Raw genomic sequence first — 20,796 nt, 5'->3', positions numbered from 1 at the left:
ACCGGTCGCCGCGCCGCAACCGAGCCCGGAGACCCGTCGTTGGGTTCTCGCGTACGCGTGCGGATACCGGCCGCACCGCGGACCGTACGGTCACCGGGCTGCACGCGGGGGGCAGCCCGGTGACCACGCCGCAGCGGGTAGCCCGCACCCGGTCCGGCTGGACGGTCGGCGCCGCGGCACCACGGTTCGTCCCATTCGCGGTGGCACTTACGGATGATTCCTGGACAGCGGCCACGACAAACGTCGGACATCAGCGTTGAGTGGAATGTCCAAAGACCTGCGGGGGGTGCAGGAAAGGGCCACGGCGTCGCAGCCGGAGCGGTGGGAATGAGACCGACCGCTTCAGAGCGCGACGCCGTTGCCATTGGCGAAGGTGGATGGTGGCTCAGGCCCGGGTGGTGGGCCCGAACGCCACCGGCCCGGTGTCTGGCGGCCAGTAGGGCAGCTCGGCCAGGTCGGCCGCCCAGCGGTGCAGGAGCGCCTCGGCCCGCTCGTACGCCTCGTCGACGGCGCCCAGGACGCGGGCCCCGATGTCGGCCGCGGCCAGGGTGGCGGGCACCCCGAGCGGCTCTACGGTGACGGTGACCGCCTCGCGCGAGCCGAGCACCGCGGCCAGCTCGCGGGCCAGCCCGGCGCGGCTCTGCTCGATCCACTCGGCCACGGCCGCCGAATAGCCCTCGGTCGCGCCGAGCTTGCCGGCCATCGCCGAGAGGTGGGCGGAGAGGGCCGCGCGGTGTGCCCCGAAGACCTCCGCACCCGCCCCCTCCCAGGAGCCGGAGTCCGCGATCGTCTCGCCCCGCTCCTCGTACACCTGGATGAGACCGTGCAACGGCGGCCCGGCGGCGGCCAGCGGCGCGGGACGGAGCCCGGCGATGGTGCTGGTCGCGGCGCCCGGAAGGGCGCCGAGGCGGCGCAGGAGTGGCCAGATGGGGTGAGTGCCGGGGGCGCCGCCCGCGGCGAGCGTGCTGTCGACGCGGTCGAGCAGCGCGGTGGCCGAGCCGGCGAGCTGGTCGAGCGCGTCCATCAAACCTCCCCGACGCGGCCACGGGCGGTGTCGTCCACATCGGAGTAGTCGGCGGCGGTGGCGCGCAGCGCGCCGGCCACGTCGGCGAGGCGGGCACTGGCGGCGGCCGCCTCGCGGCCACGCGCACCGAACCCGTCGAGCCACTGGCGGTGCAGCGCGCGCCCCACCTCGCCGAGGCGCCCCGGAGCGCCGGCGCCGAACGAGGAGGCCGGCGGCTCGAGGTGGGTCAGGCGCCGGCCGGCGGCGGTGAGCGCGGTGGCCGCCTCGTCGAAGCGGGTCGCGAGGTCGCGCAGAGTGTCCATCTCAGACCTCCCGCAGCGGCTGGTAGCCGGCGAACATCTCGGCGTGCAGCTTTTCCCGGGCCCACCGGGCGGCATCGGCGGCGGCGGTGACCGCGGCCTGGACCGACTGGGACAGCTCCGCGCCGCTGCGGCCGCCGAGCGCGCCGGTGATGCGCACGTCGGTGATCGCGCCGGTGGCCGTCACGACGAGCTCGACCAGCCCGTCGGGCGAATGGACGGTCACCTTCAAACCGCGGGCGGCCTCGTCGAACTCAGCTTGAAGCGCTTCAATACGGCGATAGCGCTCGACGGCCTCTTCGATCCAGCCCTCGTCGATCTCACGCCCCATATAAGCAGGCCCTTTCACGCGACGTGGCAACCCGACCTCAGACCGTACCGGCCAGATGCGGCGATCCGCTGCCCCGTGAACGCGCTATTTATCAACGCGTTGCCCGCGTATCGATCTGGCGCGACCAGCCCTAGATCGGAGGTGTCAACACAGTTCTGTGCGACACTCTCACATTTTTTATCGCATCTGGAGTCGGGGTGATGGGCTGTGATCGAGGCTCCCCTCAAGTCGTTCTAGCGACTTGAGGGGAGCTTCGATCACAGCCGTGGGGAGAGCGGCGGTGACCCCCCGTTCGCGGGCGGGTACGTAGCGCGCGGTCAGCCGCGCCAGAGGGACAGCATCATCGCTTCGACGGCGATCCGCGGCTTGACGTTCGCCTCGATCGCGTCCCGGCAGGCGAGGATCGCCTCCAGCCGCCGCAGCGTGCTCTCCGCGGTCCAGCGCTCGGCGGCGGCCGAGGCGAGCGGCGCGGTGTCGGTGTGTACGGGCGAGACCGGCGCGCCCAGCTTGACCGTGAGCACGTCGCGGTAGAAGCCGGCCAGGTCGACCAGCGCGCGGTCGAGCGCGTCGCGCTGGGCCCGGGTGGCCCGCGACTTCTGGCGGCGTTCGAGGTCTTTGAGCTGGCCGGCCGCGCCCCGGATCGCCCCGGCCGCGCCCCGCCCGGTGCCGCCGGCGCCGAGCGCGGTCTCCAGCGCGCTCCGCTCGGCCGCGTCGGTCTCGGCGACCGCCGCCTCAGCCTCCGCCTCGGCCGCCTCGATCAGCGCGGACGCCGCGTCGAAGCAGGCGCCGACGCCGGTCAACCGCCGCGGCACGGCCAGCACCGCCTCCCGCCGCTTGCGCGCCTCCGGGTCGCGGGCCAGGCGCTTGGCCCGCCCCACGTGCCCCTGCGCGGCCGCCGCGGCCCAGTGGGCCACGTCCTCGGCGATCCCGTCGCGTGCGGCCAGCACCGTCGCTACCGCGCTGGCCGGGGGCTGCCGCAGGGGTACGACGCGGCAGCGCGACCGGATCGTCACCGAGATGTCGTCGGGGTGGGTCGAGGGCGTACAGAGCAGGAAGACCGTGCGGGGCGGCGGCTCCTCGATCGCCTTGAGCAGCGCGTTGCCGGCGGCCTCGGTGAGCCGGTCGGCGTCTTCGATCACGAGCACCTGCCACCGGCCGCCGGACGGGGCGCTCGCCGCGCGCAGCACCAGCGCGCGCATCTCGCTGACCCCGATCGAGAGCCCTTCCGGCACCACGAACCGCACGTCCGCGTGGGTGCCGGTGAGCGTGGTGTGGCAGCCGGGGCACTCGCCGCAGCCCGTGCCGTACCGGCACTGGAGGGCGGCCGCGAACGCGCGCGCGGCCACCGAGCGCCCCGACCCGGGTGGGCCGGTGAAGATCCAGGCGTGCGTCATCCCGCCGCCGGATCCTCCACCGAGGACTGCGGCACCGGCCTCCGCCGCGCGGCGCAGCGTCTCGACCGCCTCGTCCTGGCCGACCAGATCCGCGAAGACGTCGCTCATCGCGCCTCCTGGTCGGCGCGCTCGCGCGGCACCTCCGGGCCGGCTGGCGGCTCGCTCTCGGCGAGCGTGTTGAGCGCCTCGGCGACCTCGTGGTCCGGCGGGCGCTCCTCCGGGAAGAGCCCGGCCACCCGCTCCAGCACCGCGGCGGTGATCTCCTCGGCCGAGCGGGTCGCGTCGAGGACCAGGTAGCGCTTGGGGTCGGCGGCGGCGAGATCGAGGAACGCGTACCGCACGCGCTCGTGGAACGCCACCGACTCGCTCTCCAGCCGGTCGGCGGCGCCCCGCCGGGCCGCCCGGCCCAGCCCCACCTCGGGCGGCACGTCGAGCAGCACCACCAGGTCGGGGCGGAGCCCGCCGGTGGCCCAGGAGGAGAGCCAGGAGACCTCGTCGACCGGGAGGGTGCGGCCGGCGCCCTGGTACGCGAGGGACGAGTCGACGTACCGGTCGCTGATCACCACCGCGCCCCGGGAGAGCGCCGGCCGTACGACGGTGGCCACGTGGTCGGCCCGGTCGGCCGCGTAGAGCAGGGCCTCGGCCCGGGGCGAGAGGTCGGACTGCTTGCCGAGCACGAGGCTGCGGATGCGCTGCCCCACCTCGGTCGCGCCCGGCTCGCGGGTCACCACGACCTCGCGGTGCTTTGCCCGGATGGCGTCGGCGAGCGCCCCGACCTGGGTGGACTTGCCGGCACCCTCGCCGCCCTCGAAGACCACGAAGGTGCCCCGCCCGACCGGCTTTTCCCCGGCCGAGAGCGGGCGGCCGCGGATCGAGCCCCAGAGGTCGGGCAGCACCGGTACGCCCGGCTTGTCGTCCATCTGGCGGAACGCGCTGATGCCGGTGAAGATGCTGGCCACCCCCGCCGCCAGCAGCAGCAGCCGGGTGGAGGAGACCGAGATGCCGCTGACCTGCCAGGAACCGCCGAGGCCGACCAGGCTCGACGAGAGCGCGATGGCGAGCATCAGTACGACCCGCACGGCCGTCTGCACGAACGCGAAGACCCGCCCGCGCACGTCGTCGCCCACCTCGCCGCCGAGCAGCGTCACGCCGGAGAGGAACGCCATCCCGGCCCCGCAGCCGACGAGCAGCGCGCCGAGCACGGCCATGCTGAGGTGGATGGCCACCGCGAGGAACAGCACCGAGGCGCCGGCCAGCACGATGCTCATGCCGAACCAGCGCCGCCGGGACAGGTCGCGCACCACCGCCGGACCCAGCCCGATACCGACCCCCAGCCCCACGAAGAGCGTGCCGAAGAGCAGGTAGAAGGCGGCGTCGCCGGCGTTGAGCGAGCGGGCGAAGAACTGCGCGGTGCCGATGACGATGCCGCCGCCGGCGAACGCGCCGAGGATGCCGAGGACCAGCCCGCGCACGAGTGGGGTCCGCCCCACGTACTTCCAGCCTTCGAGGAACTGGCGCAGCATGCTCTGCCCGGCCCGCTTGGCGTCGTGGGCGCGGCCGCTGATCTCCTTGATGCCGAAGTACACGACGAGGGCCATCGCGAGGCGGGAGAGCGCGTTGAAGTAGAGCGCCAGGTTGGACGCCTCGGCCCACTCGGGTGGCGTGGTGTTGCCGGTGCGCAGGATCCGGTCGAGCGCGGCGATGCCGAGGCCGGCGAGGACGGGTGTGATCCCGTACGTGGTGATGAGCGTGAGCTGGTTGGCGGTCTCGAGCCGGGAACGGGGGATCAGGTTGGGGACCGCCGCCTCCTTGGCCGGGATCCACAGCAGCGTGATCGTCTCGATCAGGAACGTGGCGATGGCCGCCCAGCCGACCGTGATGCCCGCGTTTTCCGAGAAGAGGGCGACGATCGGGATCGACGCGAACAACACGAAGCGCAGCAGGTCACAGATGACCATCGTGTATCGCCGGTCGAACCGGTCGGCCATGACTCCGGCGACCGGACCGAGCACGAGGGCGGGCAGCAGGCGCACGGCGATGACCGAGCCGAAGGCGAGACCCTTGGCGGCGTCGCCGCTGACCTGCGCGGACGCGAAGGTGGCGGTGGCGAGCAGGCCCAGCCAGTCGCCGAGCGAGGCCACACCGGTGACCATCCAGAGCCGGCGGAACGCCCGGATCCGCAGCACCGACCGGAGCGCCTGGAAACCGGACAGGTCGACCTGGGCCGACGACGAACTCTTCGCCGACGCGCCGGTGCGGCCGCTGACGCTACCGCTGTCCTCGCGAGGATTCGCGTCGATGGCAGTTGTCCCTCCGCCTGCTGGCATTCGCTGACACTCTAGACGCGCGGCCTGACGGCGCTGGTGCCGCGCTCGGCCGGGCTCATCCGCGCGGCTGACCGAACGCTCGTCAGGTGGCCGATGGCGCGCTCACCCGGGTGATTGATACACGAAGGAGTTTCGCTTTCCGGCTGCGAGCCGCTAGCGTGCTCCCTGTGACGACGACCGCACTCGACGCGCTCCGCGAACGCCTGGACAAGGCCACCGCGGACCTCGATCCGCCGTTCGCGGTCGTCGATCTCGCGGCCTTCGACGCCAACGCGCGCACCCTCGCCCGCCGGGCCGCCGGCAAGCCCCTCCGGGTGGCCAGCAAGTCGGTCCGCAGCCGCGCCCTTCTCGAACGGGCACTGGCCACCCCGGGCTGGCGAGGCGTCATGGCGTACACGCTGGCCGAGGCGATCTGGCTGGTCCGCTCCGGGATGACGCACGACGCGCTGGTGGCGTACCCGACCGCCGACCGCTCCGCGCTGCGCGAGCTCACCGCCGACCCCGGCCTGGCCGCCGCGATCACCCTCATGATCGACGGCCCCGCGCAGCTCGACCTGGTCGACGCGGTCGCGGCACCCGACCGCCGCGCCGAGATCCGGGTCTGCCTCGACCTCGACGGCTCCTGGCGCCCGTTCGGCCTGCACGTCGGCGTGCGCCGCTCGCCCGTGCACACGGCCGCCGCGGCCGGCAAGGTCGCCCGGGAGGTCGCCGCCCGCCGCGGGTTTCAGCTGGTCGGGCTGATGGCGTACGACGCGCAGATCGCCGGCCTCGGCGACGCCCCCTCCCGGGAGACGCTCCGCGGCCTCGCGATCCGGCTGATGCAGCGCCGCTCGTACCACGACCTGCTGCGCCGCCGGAGCGCCGCGCTGGCGGCCGTGCGGCAGCACGCGGAAGTGGAGTTCTTCAACAGCGGCGGTACCGGCAGCGTGGCCGCCACCGCCGCCGACCCGGCCGTCACCGAGGTGACCGCCGGATCCGGGCTGTACGGCCCGGCGCTCTTCGACGACTACCGGGCGTGGCGCCCCGAGCCGGCGGCCTTCTTCGCCCTCGCGGTGGTACGCCGCCCGGCCCGCGGCTACGTGACCGTCTCCGGTGGCGGGTGGATCGCCTCCGGCCAGACGCACGCCAGCCGCCAGCCGCTGCCGTGGCTCCCGGCAGGGCTGCGACTCGTGGGCACGGAAGGGGCCGGTGAGGTGCAGACCCCGCTGCGCGGCGCCGCGGCGGACGGGCTGCGGGTCGGCGACCGTGTGTGGTTTCGCCATGCCAAGGCCGGTGAACTCTGCGAGCACGTCAACCAGCTGCACCTCGTCGACGGCACGGAAGTGGTGGAGACGGTGCCCACCTACCGCGGCGAGGGCCGCGCATTTCTGTAGTCGCTCAGGCGTCGACGTGGCGGTGCAGGTACTCGCGGATCAGCGCCTTGGCCTCGCCCAGCACCGTGTCGTCGCCGTCCGGGTCGCGCCGGAAGGCCAGCTTGATCAGGGCGTCGGCGGCCTCGACCGCGATCTCCATCGCGAACCGCAGCCGCGCCGTCTCGGCCACCCCGAACTGCTCGATCAGCACGTGGGTGACCCGTCCCGCGATCACCGCGTTGTTGTCGCGCTCCTCGTCGAGCAGGTGCACGTCGACCACGTCGCCGAAGTGCAGGGTGCGGAAGCCGGGGACGGTGCGGTGCATCGCGATGTACTCGTCGATGGCCGCGTCGACGCCGTCCCACCAGTCGGCGAACGAGCCGCCGGCCCAACTGGAGGCGAGGCGCTCGAGGTAGGCCTCCATGTTGCGCAGCGTGAGCGCCTGGACGATGGCCCGCTTGTCCGGAAAGAACTGGTAGACCGAGCCGATGGCGACCTCGGCGCGCTCGGCGAGCAGCGTCGTGGTAAGACCCTCGTAGCCCACCTCGTCAACGAGCTCGGCACAGGCGTCGAGCATCCGCTGAACACGCGCCACGCTGCGCCCTTGGACCGGAACGCGGCGCAGCGGCCCGGTCGCGACGGTCGCGGTAGATGTCGACACTCGTCGCCACTCCCTTTCGAGGTTTTCGACGGTGAGAACCTTACTCAAGTTAACGAGCGAGGCCGGCCCACGGATCGCAGATGTTTACGCGGAGTGGTCGCCGCCGATATGAAGGTATCTCACATTTAGCCGGAGGTTTGGATGGCCTCGACGACAGCCACCTGGCGCAACTGGGCCGGCAACCAGCACGCCACGCCGGCCACCCTTATCCGCCCCACCAGCATCGATGAGGTTACCGCCGCCATACAACAAGCGGGTGTCGCGGGGCGCCGGATAAAAGCGGTCGGCAGCGGCCACTCCTTTACCGATATCGCCCTGGCGGAGGACATCAGCCTCGACCTGTCGGGTATCGGATCCACCCTTTCGGTCGACCGGGAATCGAGGGTGGTCAGCGCGCCCGCCGGCATGTCCCTCCGCGCGCTCAACGAGGCGCTCGCCGCGCACGGCCTCGCCCTGCCCAACCTCGGCGACATCGACGTGCAGACGATCGCCGGCGCCATCTCCACCGGCACCCACGGCACCGGCGCGGCGTACGGGTGCCTCTCCACGTTCGTGGTCGGGCTGACGCTGGTCACCGGGACCGGCGAGGTGATCAGCTGCGGCCCGGACCAGCACCCGGACGTCTTCGTGGCCGCCCAGGTCGGGCTCGGCGCGCTCGGCGTCGTCACCGAGGTCAAGCTGCGCTGCGTGGACGCGTTCGTGCTGCACGCCGACGAGCGCCCGATGCCGCTCGACACCGTGCTGGCCGGGCTCCCCGAGCACATCGGCGGCAACGACCACTTCGAGTTCTACTGGCTGCCGTACACCGAGCGCACGCTGACCAAGCGCAACAACCGGGTGCCCGCCGACGACCGTCCACTGTCGAAACTGCGCGCCTGGTGGGACGACGACTTCCTGCAGAACACGGTGCTCGGCGGCCTCTGCCGGGTCGGCCGGCGGATGCCCGCGCTGGTGCCGAGCATCTCCCGCACCGAGGCGCGCGTGCTCACCCCCCGGGTGTACACGGCCCGCTCCGACGAGGCCTTCGTCAGCCCGCGCCGGGTCCGCTTCACCGAGATGGAGTACGCGCTGCCCCGCGCCGCCCTGCCCGAGGCGTTCGCCGGGCTGCGGCGGGTGGTGGAGTCGCTGCCGTTCAAGGTGCTGATCCCGGTCGAGGTGCGCTTCACCGGGCCGGACCGCATCTGGCTCTCGCACGGGTACGGGCGCGAGTCCGCGTACATCGCGATCCACCAGTACGTCGGCGTGGAGTACGAGCCGTACTTCCGGGCGTTCGAGCGCGTCGCCCAGGACCTCGGCGGCCGTCCACACTGGGGCAAGCTCCACTACCGCGACGCCGACTCACTGCGGCCGGCGTACGAGCACTTCGACGACTTCCTGGCCGTCCGCGACCGCCTCGACCCGTCCCGCCTCTTCGCCAACGCCTACACCGACCGCGTCCTCGGCCCCTAACCGGCGCGCCGCGGTCCGTGCGGTTGTCAGGATCGTGAGTTTGTGGAACCCCGGAGGGTAAGGCCGCCCCTCCTGCGCGGGACGGACGGAAACCGGTCGACACATCGGCGATCGTGGTATTTCAGTGCCCCTCCGAGGGCACCTCGATACCACGATCTCAACAACCGCCCGGGCCGGGCCCGCCCGGGCCGGGCGACGGCCTGACACTCCCGAGCGTGCCCCAGCTCACAGGGCCTTGATCGAATCAGCGTCAGTGGCATTGAGGCCGAACCGTCGCGGTAGCTCAGGTCTTGGAATGGATCCTCTGGATTTTGGCCAGGCTCGGGTGGCGACGCTCCCAGTCGCGGCGGACCGACTGTGGCAGGGACAGGCTGTGCCACTCGCGGCGCAGGGTCGGGGCGTCGAGCCAGGTGCGGAGCTCGTCGTAGGACAGGGCCTCGGTGAGCACGATCTCGTACATCCGGCGGAGCGCGGCCGGCTTGTCCAGGTCGAACACGCGGTCGGCGTGCCAGAACATGCGGTGCGGCAGCCTCACCCGGCCGCTGACCGGCCCGTGGAAGCCGGACAGGCTGTGGATGACGACGGCGCGCTTGTCAGGGACGTCCTGGTCATACACGCGCCTTATCGTACACCTGTTCGAACTACTCGGAAGCCTTCCGCGCGGCCGCCTTCTTCGGCGCGGCCTTCTTGGCCGCGGTCGTCTTCTTGGCCGTGGTGGCCTTCTTCGCCGCCGTCTTCTTCGCGGCCGTGGCCTTCTTCGCCGGCGCCGCGCCGTCCGCGGCCGCAGCCGTGGTCTTCTTGGCGGCCGCCGCCTTCTTGCGCGGCTTCGCCGGACCCCGCGCCCGCCGGTCGGCCAGCATCTCCGAGGCCTGCTCGATGGTGAGCGACTCCGGCGTCTGGTCGCGGCGCAGCGACGCGTTGGTCTCGCCGTCCGTCACGTACGGCCCGAAGCGCCCGTTCTTGATGGTCAGCTGCATTTCGGTCAGCGGATCGACGCCCAACTCGCGCAGCGGCTCCGCGGCGGCGCGGCGCTGGCGGGTCTTCGGGGCGGCCAGCAGCGCCAGCGCCTCGTCGAGCGTGACCGTGAAGATCTTGTCTTCGGTGTCGAGCGAGCGGTAGTCGTCGCCGCGCTTGACGTACGGGCCGTAGCGGCCGGCGGCGGCCAGGACCTCGTTGCCCTCCGGGTCGCGGCCGACCAGGCGGGGCAGCGTGAGCAGCTTCAACGCCTCTTCGAGCGTCACCGTCTCGGGCGACTGGGAGCGCAGGAGCGAGGCGTTGCGGTCGCCGGTGGAGACGTACGGTCCGTAGCGGCCGGACTTGAGCACCACCGGCTCGCCGGTCTCCGGGTGTTCGCCGAGCTTGCGCTCCCCGCCACCGCCGAGGAAGAGCTCCTCGACCTTCTCCGGGGTGAGCTCGTCGGGTGCCAGCCCTTCCGGGATCGAGACGCGGTCCTCGCCGTCCGGGGCGGGCTCGGCGTCGGGGAGGGTGCGCTGCAGGTACGGCCCGTAGCGGCCGACCCGCACCACCACGTCGCGCCCGTCGCCGTCACGGAAGAGCGGGATCGAGTTGACGCTGCGCGCGTCGATGTCGCCGAGGTTTTCGGTGACCATCTTCTTCAGGCCACCGGAACGGGCGATCGAGCCGTCGTCACCGACCGGCGAGCCGAAGTAGAACGAGGTCAGGAAGTCGATGGCCTGGGCGTCGCCGGAGGCTATCTCGTCGAGCTCGTTTTCCATCGCGGCGGTGAAGTTGTAGTCGACGAGCCGCGGGTAGTGCCGCTCCAGCAGCCCGACCACCGCGAACGCGAGGAAGGACGGGATCAGCGCCTGGCCGCGTTTGAAGACGTACCCGCGGTCCTGGATCGTCGCCATGATCGACGCGTACGTCGACGGGCGCCCGATGCCCAGCTCTTCCAGCTGCTTGACCAGCGACGCTTCCGTGTACCGCGACGGCGGCTGGGTGGTGTGCCCGACCGCGGCCAGCTCCTCGGCGGTGAGCGGCTGGTCCTTGACCAGCGTGGGCAGGCGCCGCTCCTGGTCGTCGGCCTCGGCGTTTTCGTCGTCGGAAGACTCGACGTACGCGCGGAGGAAGCCCGGGTCGGTGATCGTCTTGCCGGTCGCCCCGAAGTCAGCCTCCTCGCCGGTGGTCGAGACGGCCCGGATCCGCACCGAGACGGACGAGCCGACCGCGTCGGTCATCTGGGAGGCGATCGTGCGCCGCCAGATCAGCTCGTAGAGCTTGAACTCCTCGGTCGACAGCTCCTTGGCCACCTCGCCCGGGGTCCGGAAGTTGTCACCCGCTGGGCGGATCGCCTCGTGCGCCTCCTGCGCGTTCTTGACCTTGCCGGTGTAGCGGCGAGGCTCCGGCGGCACGTTGCGCTCGCCGTAGAGCTCGGCGATCTGGCGGCGGGCCGCCGCGAGAGCGGTCTCCGACAGGTTGACCGAGTCGGTACGCATATAGGTGATGTAGCCGTTTTCGTAGAGCCGCTGCGCGACCCGCATGGTCTGCTGCGACGACAGGCGCAGCTTGCGCGCGGCCTCCTGCTGCAGCGTGGAGGTGATGAACGGCGCGTACGGCTTACGCCGGTACGGCTTTTCCTCCACGCGGGTCACAGTGAATGGCCGCCCGTCGAGGCGAGCGGCCAGGCCACGGGCGCCGTCGGCGTCCAGGTGTACGACCCCGGAGCCCGGCTTCACCTGGCCCGTCGTCGGCTCGAAGTCCTTGCCCGTGGCGATGCGGTCGCCATCGAGCGCGATCAGCGTCGCCCCGAAGGTGCGCGCCCCCTCGACCTGGCCCTGGACGGCCAGCGTCGCGGCCACGTCCCAGTACTCGGCGGTGCGGAACGCCATCCGCTGCCGCTCGCGCTCCACCACGATCCGGGTGGCGACCGACTGCACCCGGCCGGCCGAGAGCCGGGGCATGACCTTCTTCCACAGGACGGGCGAGACCTCGTACCCGTAGAGGCGGTCCAGGATGCGGCGCGCTTCCTGCGCGTCGACGAGGTCGCGGTCGATGTCGCGCGGGCTGGCGATCGCGGCCTGGATGGCCGACCTGGTGATCTCGTGGAAGACCATCCGGCGGACCGGCACCTTGGGCTTGAGCGTCTCGACCAGGTGCCAGGCGATGGCCTCGCCCTCGCGGTCCTCATCCGTGGCGAGGAAGACCTCGTCGACGTCCTTGACCAGCGCACGGAGCTTGCGGATCTGGTCCTTGCGGTCGGGGGAGACGACGTACAGGGCGGCGAATCCGTTGTCGACGTCGACGCCGAGCCGGGCCCAGGGCTCCTTCTTGTGCGAAGCCGGCACGTCGGCGGCGTTGCGCGGAAGGTCACGCACGTGGCCCAGGCTCGCCTCCACGACGTATCCCGGGCCCAGGTAACCCGAGATCGTCTTGGCCTTCGCCGGTGATTCGACGATGACCAGACGGCTGCTGGCGTTGCTCGGCACTTCTCTCCTGACCTTTACTACTGCCTTTGGCTACAAACTTGGGCCCTTGCGTCCGGTAGCGAACCGGACGCCAGATGTCCAACGTAACGCGCCGTCGGCCCGGCGGTTGCGCGGACCGGTCGGCGACACCGTACACCGAACTGCAACACGAACGCCGGCCAGCGCCGCGCCGGAAGGCTCTTTTCCCCCGATCAACCAGGCCATTCGGCCGGCGGGGCGGCGGCTGGCCGGTCGCCTACCAACTCAGCCAGACGGCCCAGGCGGCGCCGGCCGGTGATCCGGTAGGCCGGCCCGCCCGCACGCGGTCCGAGCAGCACTCCAGGCAGCCCGACCGCGGCCAGCGCGGCCCCCACCGGCTCCCAGCAGGGCTCGTCGGAGACTCCCAGGCGCAGGACGTATCCGTGCTGGTCAGGGCCGCCGGCGGCGGCCGCCCAGAGGCGCAGTCGGGCGCCGTTGAGGTGGAAACCGGACGGCGGGCGCTTGGTCGCGGACCGGAGCCAGGCCACCCCGAGGGCGGCCAGGGTGGTCGCGTACGCCGTTCGGACGACAAGCTGTCCCTCGACGGTGGCCAGCTCCCAGGTGGCCTGCAGGCCGCGCACGGCCAGCTCCGCGATCAGCACGTGTACCCGCCAGGCCCCGTCGACCTCGATCGAGACGCGAGCCGTGCCACCCATCCGGACCACCTGCCCCGGTCCGGCGAGCAGGCCGGCCAGGTCGGCCGGGGTGGGGTCGTGTGCCTCCACCCCGAAGAGCGAGAGCTGCCGCCGGGCCGGCTCGTGGGCGCCCGGGCTCAGCGACACTCCGGGACCTCGTCGAAGGCCACCCGCAGCTCCTCCGAGGCGAGCGAGCTGGTGTCCAGGGCGCTCTGGTTGTACTCGGTCGTCAGCTTGCTCATGACCGACTCGACGCCGTCGTAGAAGGGGTCGGCCAGCCCGGCGTCCAGGCCCTCGATGCTCTGCCGGGCCCGCCCGTACGCGTCGCGCATCGAGGTCAGCGAGCGGACGAAGCCCTTGGCCACGTCTTCGCCGCCGTCGACGTCCGGCACGCCCGCCTTCTCCACCTTGGAGCGGGCCGTCTCGCTGGCCGACTCGGCGCCGCCGAGCAGCCGTACCAGGTTTTCCTTCGCCTGCGCGGGCGTGGTCTTCGCGGTCATCTGCTGCTGGGTGCGGCTGGCCAGCGTGCTGATCTCGGTGCGCCAGGGAGTCAGCGCCGTACACACGTTGGCCGCCCACGCCCGCGGTGCGGGCCCTGCCCCGCACCCCCCGACCAGGAGCGCGAACGCCGTCGTGAGTGCCACGAGAACGGCGCGGGGCGTACGCATGCGTTGCAGCGTAGCGGTTTGCGAGAGATGCCTCATCAATGATCAGGGCGTCCCGCGTACGTACGGGACGCCCTGATCGGTGCTTGCCTGGGAGGTCAGGCGTTCACCCGCTCCTGCTCCGCGTCGGGCGCGCCTTTACCGGCTTTTCCCGCCTCCCCACCGGCCCCCTGGTCGCCCATGGCAACCGGCTTGCGCTTGCTGAACGCGACCGCCGCCACGACGATGAGGACCGCCACGACCGCGATGGTGATGCGCAGCGCGTCGTTCTGGTCGGTGCCGATGCTGGTGGTCACCACGGCCGGGGCGATCAGCAGCGAGACCAGGTTCATCACCTTGATCAGCGGGTTGATGGCCGGGCCGGCGGTGTCCTTGAACGGGTCACCCACCGTGTCGCCGATGACCGTCGCGGCGTGCGCGTCCGAGCCCTTGCCGCCGTGCGCGCCGTCTTCGACGAGCTTCTTGGCGTTGTCCCAGGCACCACCGGAGTTGGCCAGGAAGACCGCCATCAGCACGCCGGTGCCGATCGCGCCGGCCAGGTACGCGGCGAGCGCGCCGGCGCCGAGGCCGAAGCCGACCGCGATCGGCGCGAGGATCGCCAGCAGGCCGGGGGTCAACAGCTCGCGCTGCGCGTCCCGGGTGCAGATGTCGACCACCTTGCCGTACTCCGGGCGCTGGGTGCGGTCCATGATCCCGGGGAACTCGCGGAACTGGCGGCGCACCTCCATCACGACCGCGCCCGCCGAGCGGGACACCGCGTTGATGGCCAGGCCGGAGAAGAGGAAGACCACCGCCGCACCGACGATCAGACCCACCAGGTTGCGCGGGTTGGCGACGTTGAGCAGCTCGTCGATCGACAGGTTGGAGCCGGCCTCGACGATCGAGGTCCGGATCGTGTCCTGGTAGGAGCCGAACAGCGCGGTCGCCGCGAGCACGGCCGTCGCGATCGCGATGCCCTTGGTGATCGCCTTGGTGGTGTTGCCCACCGCGTCGAGCTCGGTCAGCGTGCGGGCGCCGTGCTCGTCGATGTCGCCGGACATCTCGGCGATGCCCTGCGCGTTGTCCGAGATCGGGCCGAACGTGTCCATCGCGACGATCACGCCGACGGTGGTGAGCAGGCCGGTGCCGGCCAGCGCGACCGCGAAGAGCGAGAGCGTGATCGAGCCGCCGCCGAGCAGGAACGCGCCGAACACGCCGGCGCCGATCAGCAGCGCGGAGTACACGGCCGACTCGAGCCCGACGCTGATACCCGCCAGGATGACGGTCGCCGGGCCGGTCTCCGAGGTCTTGCCGATGTCGCGCACCGGGCGCCGGGTGGTCTCGGTGAAGTAGCCGGTCAGCGCTTGGATGGCGGCGGCCAGCACGATGCCGATCACGACCGCGCCGATGGCGACGAGCCGCGGGTTGCCGTCGAGGTCCTCGACGCCGCCGCCGAAGTCGGCGAAGTCGGACGGCAGGTACGCGAACGAGGCGACCGCCACGAGCACGGCGGCGATGAGCGCGGAGATGTAGAAGGCGCGGTTGATCGCGGTCAGGCCGGAGCGGTCCGAGGCGCGCAGGCGGGTGATGAAGACGCCGATGATCGCGATGATCGCACCGATGCCGGAGACGATCAGCGGGAAGACCAGGCCCTCCTCGCCGAACGCCGCCCGGCCGAGGATCAGGGCCGCGACCAGCGTGACCGCGTACGACTCGAAGAGGTCAGCCGCCATACCGGCGCAGTCACCGACGTTGTCGCCCACGTTGTCGGCGATGGTGGCGGCGTTGCGCGGGTCGTCCTCGGGGATACCCTGCTCGACCTTGCCGACCAGGTCGGCGCCGACGTCCGCGGCCTTGGTGAAGATACCGCCGCCGACCCGCATGAACATCGCGAGCAGCGCGGCGCCGAAGCCGAAGCCCTCCAGCACGGTCGGCGCGTCTCCCTTGTAGAGCAGCACCACGAGCGCCGCGCCGAAGAGGCCGAGGCCGACGGTGAGGAAGCCGACCACGCCGCCGGTGCGGAAGGCGATCTTCATCGCCTCCTCGCGACCGCCTTCGCTGGCCCGCGCCGCGGCCGCCACCCGCAGGTTGGCGCGCGTCGCCAGGGCCATGCCGGCACCGCCGATGAACGCGCTGAACAGCGCACCCACGACGAAGAACGCCGAGCGGCCGATCTTGACGAGCGTCTCGTTGTCACTGTCACCGTGCACCGGAAGTATGAACAGCAGCACCACGGCCAGCACGACGAAGACGCCGAGGGTCCTGAACTGGCGGAGCAGGTACGCCGACGCGCCTTCCTGTACGGCCCCGGCGATCTCCTGCATGTTGGTGGTGCCCCTACCGGTCGCCAGCACGGCCCTGACCAGGGCTGCCGCGAATCCGAGCGCCACCAGCGCGATGACTGCCGCGAGGATGACGTACGTAAGGTTCGTACCCGTGATGGACAGCCCGCCGCCGTCGGCGGCCAAGGGTGTGGACATCTATGTCCTCCTGTGCCGTTGCGATTCCCGCCCAGCCGGCGGACGAACCGGCGGAGCGCCTGCACGCGATTGCGTAGTCGAACCCCGGCGCCCGCGCACCCGGGTTCTTGCAGATAACCCGCGTACTGTAGCGGCACACCGTGTTCATGGTCACACCGCCCACCGGCTGTGTGATGGTGATATTCGCCGCTGTGTTAGCCGGTTTACTTCCCCACGGGCCAGACCATGCGCACTTCCGTGCCGATGCCCACCTCCACGGGGCGGACCTGTAGATCATCGACGAAGCCGGCAAGCAGCGCAAATCCGACACCAACGGTGAGTGCCTCGTCGGTCAGCCACTCGTTGGCCAGCGCGTCCGGCGGGAGCGCGGTGAGGCCCAGCCCGGCCTCGATCGGCGCGCGGTCGATCACCCGCACCGTGTAGCTGTGGTCGTCGCTCATCTCCATCTGCACGAGATCGGAGAGCCCGTACTGCCGGTGCAGCTCGACCGCGCGCGTGCACGCCTCACCGATCGCCAGCCGTACCTCGTCGAGCAGCTCCTCGGCCACGCCGGCACGCCGGGCCACCGCCACCCCGACCAGCCGCGCCGTACGGACGTGCACCGGGGCTGGCGAGAACGCGAGTCGTACCGTCGACATCACGCGGTGGGGCCGGATGGGTCCGTCGCCGCCTCCACCGACGGGTACAGGGGAAAGACCTGGTCCAGCGCGGTGATGCGGAAGATCTTCAGCAGCGGCTCCTTGTCGCAGACCAGTGCGCACCTGCCGCCGAGCGGGCGCAGCCGCCGGTGCGCGCCCACGAGCACCCCGAGCCCGGTGGAGTCCAGGAAGTCGACCCGGTTGAGGTCGACCACGATGCTCCGCGCGCCGCCGTCGATCAGCTCGTTGAGCCGCTCGCGCAGCCGCGGTGCTGTATATACGTCTACCTCGCCGCCAACCTCCAGCACCGCGTGCTCGGCGACGGCGCGGGTCGCAAGCGAGAGCTCCATCGGGGCCTCCCTGTACTGCCGCCACAGCCTGCCCGGGAATTCGTGTCTCCGGTGTTGACACTATTTCTCGGTCCTTCGGGCATCTAACCATCGACACGACCCGCGCGGTGTGCCGCCCGGCCAGCACGTTCAGGTTTCGGCACACTCACCTGTTTGGGTTTTCCGCACACCAGTGCGAGAGTGCATGGCGTGACGACCGTCGCCGAACCGGCAGCGCTGCTCCGCCGATTGCGCCCCGACTCCGTCACACACATCGAGCGGGTGCCGACCCGCACCGGCGAGACCGTGCCCTGGCCGGGCTGGGTGCCCGAGCGGCTGCGGGAGGCGTTCGCCGCGCGCGGGGTCACGTTGCCGTGGCGGCACCAGGCCGAGGCGGCGGAGCACGCGCACGCCGGGCGCCACGTGGTGGTCGCCACCGGCACCGCCTCCGGCAAGTCGATGGCCTACCAGCTGCCCGCGCTCGCGGCCATGCTGGAGGACCCGCGCGCCACGGCCATTTATCTCGCACCGACCAAGGCGCTCGCCGCCGACCAGTTGCGCGCCGTCGCGGCGCTCGACATCGAGGGGGTACGGCCAGCCTGTTACGACGGCGACACCCCGCGCGAGGAGCGGGAGTGGATCCGGCAGCACTCGCGGTTCGTGCTGACCAACCCGGACATGCTCCACCACGGGATCCTCCCCGGGCACGCGGCGTGGCAGACCTTCCTGCGCCGCCTGCGGTACGTGGTGGTGGACGAGTGCCACACGTACCGGGGCGTCTTCGGCTCGCACGTGGCGCACGTGCTGCGCCGCCTGCGACGGGCGGCCGCCCGCTACGGTCGTACCCCCGTTTTCGTGTTGGCCTCGGCGACGGCGGGCGACCCGGCGACCTCGGCCAAGCGGCTCACCGGCCTGGTGACGGAGGCGGTCACGGAGGACGCGTCGCCGCGGGGCGGGGTGACGTTCGCGCTGTGCGAGCCGCCTTTTGGCGAGGGGCCCACGCCGGTGCGGCGGTCCGCGCTCGGGGAGACCGCCGACCTCCTCGCCGACGCGGTCATCGACGGGGTGCGCACGCTGGCGTTCATCCGCTCCCGCCGGGGCGCCGAGGCGGTGGCCACGATGGCCCGGCGGTCGCTCGACGAGGCGGTGCCGGGGCTGGGCGCGCGGGTCGCCGCATACCGGGGTGGCTACCTGCGCGAGGAGCGGCGCGAGCTGGAGGCCGCCCTGCACTCCGGCGAGCTGCTGGGCCTGGCCTCGACCAACGCGCTGGAGCTCGGCGTCGACCTGGTCGGCCTGGACGCCGTGGTCATCTGCGGCTGGCCAGGCACCCGCGCGTCGATGTGGCAGCAGGCCGGCCGCGCGGGTCGCAACGGGCACGAGGCGCTGGCGGTGCTGGTCGCCCGCGACGACCCGCTCGACACATACCTGGTGCACCACCCCGAGGCGCTCTTCGGCCGCCCGGTCGAGGCGACGGTGCTCGACCCGTCCAACCCGTACGTGCTGGCCCCACAGCTGTGCAGCGCCGCGTACGAGGCGCCGCTCACCCGCGCCGACCTCCCCCTCTTCGGCCCGGGCGCGGCCGCCGTGCTCGACGAGCTGGTCGCGGAGGGCATCCTGCGGCGCCGCCCGAGCGGCTGGTACTGGACCGGCGAGGGCCGCCCCGAGGTCGACCTGCGCGGCACCGGGGGCCTGCCGATCTGCGTGGTCGAGGCCGCCACCGGCCGCCTGCTGGGCACGGTGGACCCCGGCTCGTCGCACTTCATGGTCCACCCCGGAGCCGTCTACCTGCATCAGGGCGAGTCGTACGTCGTGGACACCCTCGACCTGGCCGACGCGGTCGCGCTTGTGCACCGCGAGGAGCCCGAGTGGTCCACCCACGCCCGCGACGTCACTTCGCTGTCCGTGGTGTCGGTACGGTCCCGTGTGGACGCCGGCCCGGTCGGCCTCTTCTTCGGCGACGTCGACGTGACCAGCCAGGTCGTCTCGTACCAGCGCCGCCGCATCGGCTCCGGCGAGGTCCTCGGCACCTGGCCGCTGGACCTGCCCACACGCGAGCTACGGACGACGGCGGTGTGGTTTACGCTGTCGCAGCAGTCGCTGGAGGCCGCCGGCGTCGAAGACGTACCGGGTGGCCTGCACGCGGCAGAGCACGCCGCCATCGGCCTGCTGCCGCTGGTCGCCACCTGCGACCGCTGGGACATCGGCGGCCTGTCCACCGCCGCCCACCCGGACACCGGCACCCCCACCGTGTTCGTGTACGACGGGCACCCGGGCGGTGCCGGCTTTGCCGAGCGCGCGTACAAAATCGCCGCGTCGTGGCTCCAGGCCACCCGCGACGCGATCGACGGCTGCTCCTGCGAGACCGGGTGCCCGTCGTGCGTGCAGTCGCCCAAGTGCGGCAACGGCAACAACCCGCTCTCCAAGGCCGACGCGGTGCGTGTCCTGGATGTGGTGCTGGCGTCGCTGCCCCGTTAAATCTTGCTCACATACTTCGATGAACATGAATGGATCGGTAGCGTCGCCTCGTGGCCAACACGATCGCCGAGACCATAGAGCTCCTCTACGGGATCAACCAGGAAACCCTCACCATCGACCAGCAGATCGCCCTAGCCCAGGCATACGCCGCATTCGCCCAAGCCGAACGCCTAGAAATGATCAACCAACGCCTGTACAGCATCCACCAGGTCCTGAACGGCATAGCCCTCCGCGTAGCCCAGCCCTAGCGCAGCGCTAGGGCCTGTACCAAAGTCGGTTTAGAGCCATTCGTTGATTGCGGCGATGTGCACGGTGGCTTCGTAGCGGACGGCTAGCTTGTCGTATCTGGTGGCCACGGCTCGGTTGCGTTTGAGCCGGTTGATGCCGCATTCCACGGCGTGGCGCTGCTTGTAGGTCTCGGGGTCGAAGGTTGGTGGCCGGCCGCCCTTGGCCCCGAGCTTGCGCCGGTTGGCGTCCTGGTCGGCCTTGGACGGGATGGTCGCCTTGATTCCGCGTCGGCGTAGGTAGCGGCGGGTGCCCTTGCTGGTGTACGCCTTGTCCGCCAGGGCCCGGTCCGGGCGGGTCCGGGGTCGGCCGCCGCCCAGCCGGGGTACCCGGATCCCCTCAAGCACCGCGATGAACTGCGGGTTGTCCCCGCGTTGCCCGGCGGTCAGCACGATCGACAGTGGCTTCTGGCCCTGCTCGCAGCCCAGGTGCAGCTTCGTGGTCAGCCCGCCGCGGGAGCGGCCCAACGCGTGGTCGGCCGGCTCATCGCGTACCCCGCCGGGCGGTTCGGCCTGCGCAGCTGCGTTCTTACGCGCCCCGGCGGCGTGCTGATGCGCACGGGCTACCGTCGAGTCGACCGAGACATCCCAGACGATCCGGCCGGCCGCGTCCGCCATGGCCTGCAGCGTGCTCAGGATCAGGGCCCAGGTTCCGGCGCGTTGCCAGCGTCGGAACAGGTTGTAGGCAGCCACCCACGACCCGTAGTACTCCGGCATGTCTCGCCAGGGCGTGCCAGCCCGGGTCCGCCACCGGATCCCGTCAATGAGCTGCCGTTTGGTCCATATCGGCGGCCGTCCGGCCTTCTTCGGCGTCGGCAGCAACGGCGCCAGCACCGCCCACTGCGCGTCGGTCAGGTCGTGCCGCCTCGTCACCGCTACAGTGGCCACGAGGTCTCCGTATAGATGGTCTTCTTGGTCGAAAACTCATCTACCGGAGACCTCGCTATCTACCGGTCCTGACACGCCGAAATTCCCAAACCGTCACCGACCGACTTTGGTACGCGGCCTAG

Annotated in this window: 18 protein-coding genes; 4 read left to right on the top strand and 14 right to left on the bottom strand. The window is 71.7% G+C overall.

The window, feature by feature from the left end:
- Positions 1-385: 385 nt before the first annotated feature.
- The 5 genes from RB614_RS39170 to tmk form a co-directional block, all read right to left on the bottom strand.
- Entirely contained in the window at positions 386-1,024 is a 639-nt protein-coding gene (locus RB614_RS39170; RefSeq protein ID WP_308717781.1) for a hypothetical protein, read from the bottom strand.
- Positions 1,024-1,326 carry a hypothetical protein gene (locus RB614_RS39165; protein WP_308717780.1) on the bottom strand — a complete coding sequence of 101 codons (303 nt, stop codon included), beginning with the start codon at positions 1,324-1,326 and terminating at the stop codon, positions 1,024-1,026. Before RB614_RS39165 ends, RB614_RS39170 begins: the two co-directional genes overlap by 1 nt.
- A 1-nt stretch (position 1,327) precedes the next feature.
- Entirely contained in the window at positions 1,328-1,654 is a 327-nt protein-coding gene (locus RB614_RS39160; RefSeq protein ID WP_308717779.1) for a YbaB/EbfC family nucleoid-associated protein, read from the bottom strand.
- Positions 1,655-1,971: 317 nt separating this feature from the next.
- The gene (locus RB614_RS39155) at positions 1,972-3,156 is read right to left on the bottom strand and encodes a DNA polymerase III subunit delta' (RefSeq protein ID WP_308717778.1); all 1,185 of its coding nucleotides are present in this window, start codon (positions 3,154-3,156) and stop codon (positions 1,972-1,974) included.
- A complete protein-coding gene (gene tmk / locus RB614_RS39150; protein ID WP_428983203.1) occupies positions 3,153-5,201 on the bottom strand; it encodes a dTMP kinase in 2,049 nt (682 codons plus the stop codon). The genes RB614_RS39155 and tmk overlap by 4 nt, the downstream gene beginning before the upstream one ends.
- 341 nt (positions 5,202-5,542) lie before the next feature.
- On the opposite strand from tmk, the gene RB614_RS39145 reads away from it, so the two are divergent.
- Positions 5,543-6,748 carry an amino acid deaminase/aldolase gene (locus RB614_RS39145; RefSeq protein ID WP_308717776.1) on the top strand — a complete coding sequence of 402 codons (1,206 nt, stop codon included), beginning with the start codon at positions 5,543-5,545 and terminating at the stop codon, positions 6,746-6,748.
- 4 nt (positions 6,749-6,752) lie between these two features.
- Here the strand turns inward: RB614_RS39145 and RB614_RS39140 are convergent, their stop codons facing one another.
- Positions 6,753-7,304, bottom strand: coding sequence for a TetR/AcrR family transcriptional regulator (locus tag RB614_RS39140; RefSeq protein WP_308717820.1), 552 nt, complete (start codon positions 7,302-7,304; stop codon positions 6,753-6,755).
- Positions 7,305-7,529: 225 nt separating this feature from the next.
- Here RB614_RS39140 and RB614_RS39135 point away from each other — a divergent pair, with 225 nt between their 5' ends.
- A complete protein-coding gene (locus RB614_RS39135; RefSeq protein WP_308717775.1) occupies positions 7,530-8,837 on the top strand; it encodes a D-arabinono-1,4-lactone oxidase in 1,308 nt (435 codons plus the stop codon).
- 283 nt (positions 8,838-9,120) lie between these two features.
- Here the strand turns inward: RB614_RS39135 and RB614_RS39130 are convergent, their stop codons facing one another.
- The 7 genes from RB614_RS39130 to RB614_RS39100 form a co-directional block, all read right to left on the bottom strand.
- Positions 9,121-9,453 carry a hypothetical protein gene (locus RB614_RS39130; protein ID WP_308717774.1) on the bottom strand — a complete coding sequence of 111 codons (333 nt, stop codon included), beginning with the start codon at positions 9,451-9,453 and terminating at the stop codon, positions 9,121-9,123.
- A 25-nt stretch (positions 9,454-9,478) separates the two neighbouring features.
- Complete coding sequence (gene topA, locus RB614_RS39125) at positions 9,479-12,283, bottom strand: type I DNA topoisomerase (protein WP_308717773.1); 2,805 nt, start codon at positions 12,281-12,283, stop codon at positions 9,479-9,481.
- Between the two features lie 191 nt (positions 12,284-12,474).
- The gene (locus RB614_RS39120) at positions 12,475-13,083 is read right to left on the bottom strand and encodes a hypothetical protein (protein WP_308717772.1); all 609 of its coding nucleotides are present in this window, start codon (positions 13,081-13,083) and stop codon (positions 12,475-12,477) included.
- On the bottom strand, positions 13,074-13,604 hold the full coding sequence (locus RB614_RS39115; protein ID WP_308717771.1) for a hypothetical protein: 531 nt from the start codon (positions 13,602-13,604) through the stop codon (positions 13,074-13,076). Before RB614_RS39115 ends, RB614_RS39120 begins: the two co-directional genes overlap by 10 nt.
- 95 nt (positions 13,605-13,699) lie before the next feature.
- On the bottom strand, positions 13,700-16,060 hold the full coding sequence (locus RB614_RS39110; protein ID WP_308717770.1) for a sodium-translocating pyrophosphatase: 2,361 nt from the start codon (positions 16,058-16,060) through the stop codon (positions 13,700-13,702).
- A gap of 203 nt (positions 16,061-16,263) precedes the next feature.
- The gene (locus tag RB614_RS39105) at positions 16,264-16,701 is read right to left on the bottom strand and encodes an ATP-binding protein (protein WP_308717769.1); all 438 of its coding nucleotides are present in this window, start codon (positions 16,699-16,701) and stop codon (positions 16,264-16,266) included.
- Entirely contained in the window at positions 16,698-17,048 is a 351-nt protein-coding gene (locus RB614_RS39100) for an STAS domain-containing protein (RefSeq protein ID WP_308717768.1), read from the bottom strand. The genes RB614_RS39105 and RB614_RS39100 overlap by 4 nt, the downstream gene beginning before the upstream one ends.
- A gap of 189 nt (positions 17,049-17,237) precedes the next feature.
- Here RB614_RS39100 and RB614_RS39095 point away from each other — a divergent pair, with 189 nt between their 5' ends.
- Both RB614_RS39095 and RB614_RS39090 read left to right on the top strand, forming a co-directional pair.
- Positions 17,238-19,502 carry a DEAD/DEAH box helicase gene (locus tag RB614_RS39095; RefSeq protein WP_308717767.1) on the top strand — a complete coding sequence of 755 codons (2,265 nt, stop codon included), beginning with the start codon at positions 17,238-17,240 and terminating at the stop codon, positions 19,500-19,502.
- A gap of 50 nt (positions 19,503-19,552) precedes the next feature.
- Positions 19,553-19,750, top strand: coding sequence for a hypothetical protein (locus tag RB614_RS39090; protein WP_308717766.1), 198 nt, complete (start codon positions 19,553-19,555; stop codon positions 19,748-19,750).
- A 30-nt stretch (positions 19,751-19,780) separates the two neighbouring features.
- On the opposite strand, the gene RB614_RS39085 is transcribed toward RB614_RS39090, so the two are convergent.
- Positions 19,781-20,674, bottom strand: coding sequence for an IS5 family transposase (locus RB614_RS39085; RefSeq protein WP_308714812.1), 894 nt, complete (start codon positions 20,672-20,674; stop codon positions 19,781-19,783).
- Between the last annotated feature and the right edge of the window lie 122 nt (positions 20,675-20,796).

Source organism: Phytohabitans maris, assembly GCF_031085175.1.
GTDB classification, from domain to species: domain Bacteria; phylum Actinomycetota; class Actinomycetes; order Mycobacteriales; family Micromonosporaceae; genus Phytohabitans; species Phytohabitans maris.
Note: the sequence above shows the minus strand (reverse complement) of the source record. Positions and strands in the feature narration are given on the sequence as shown.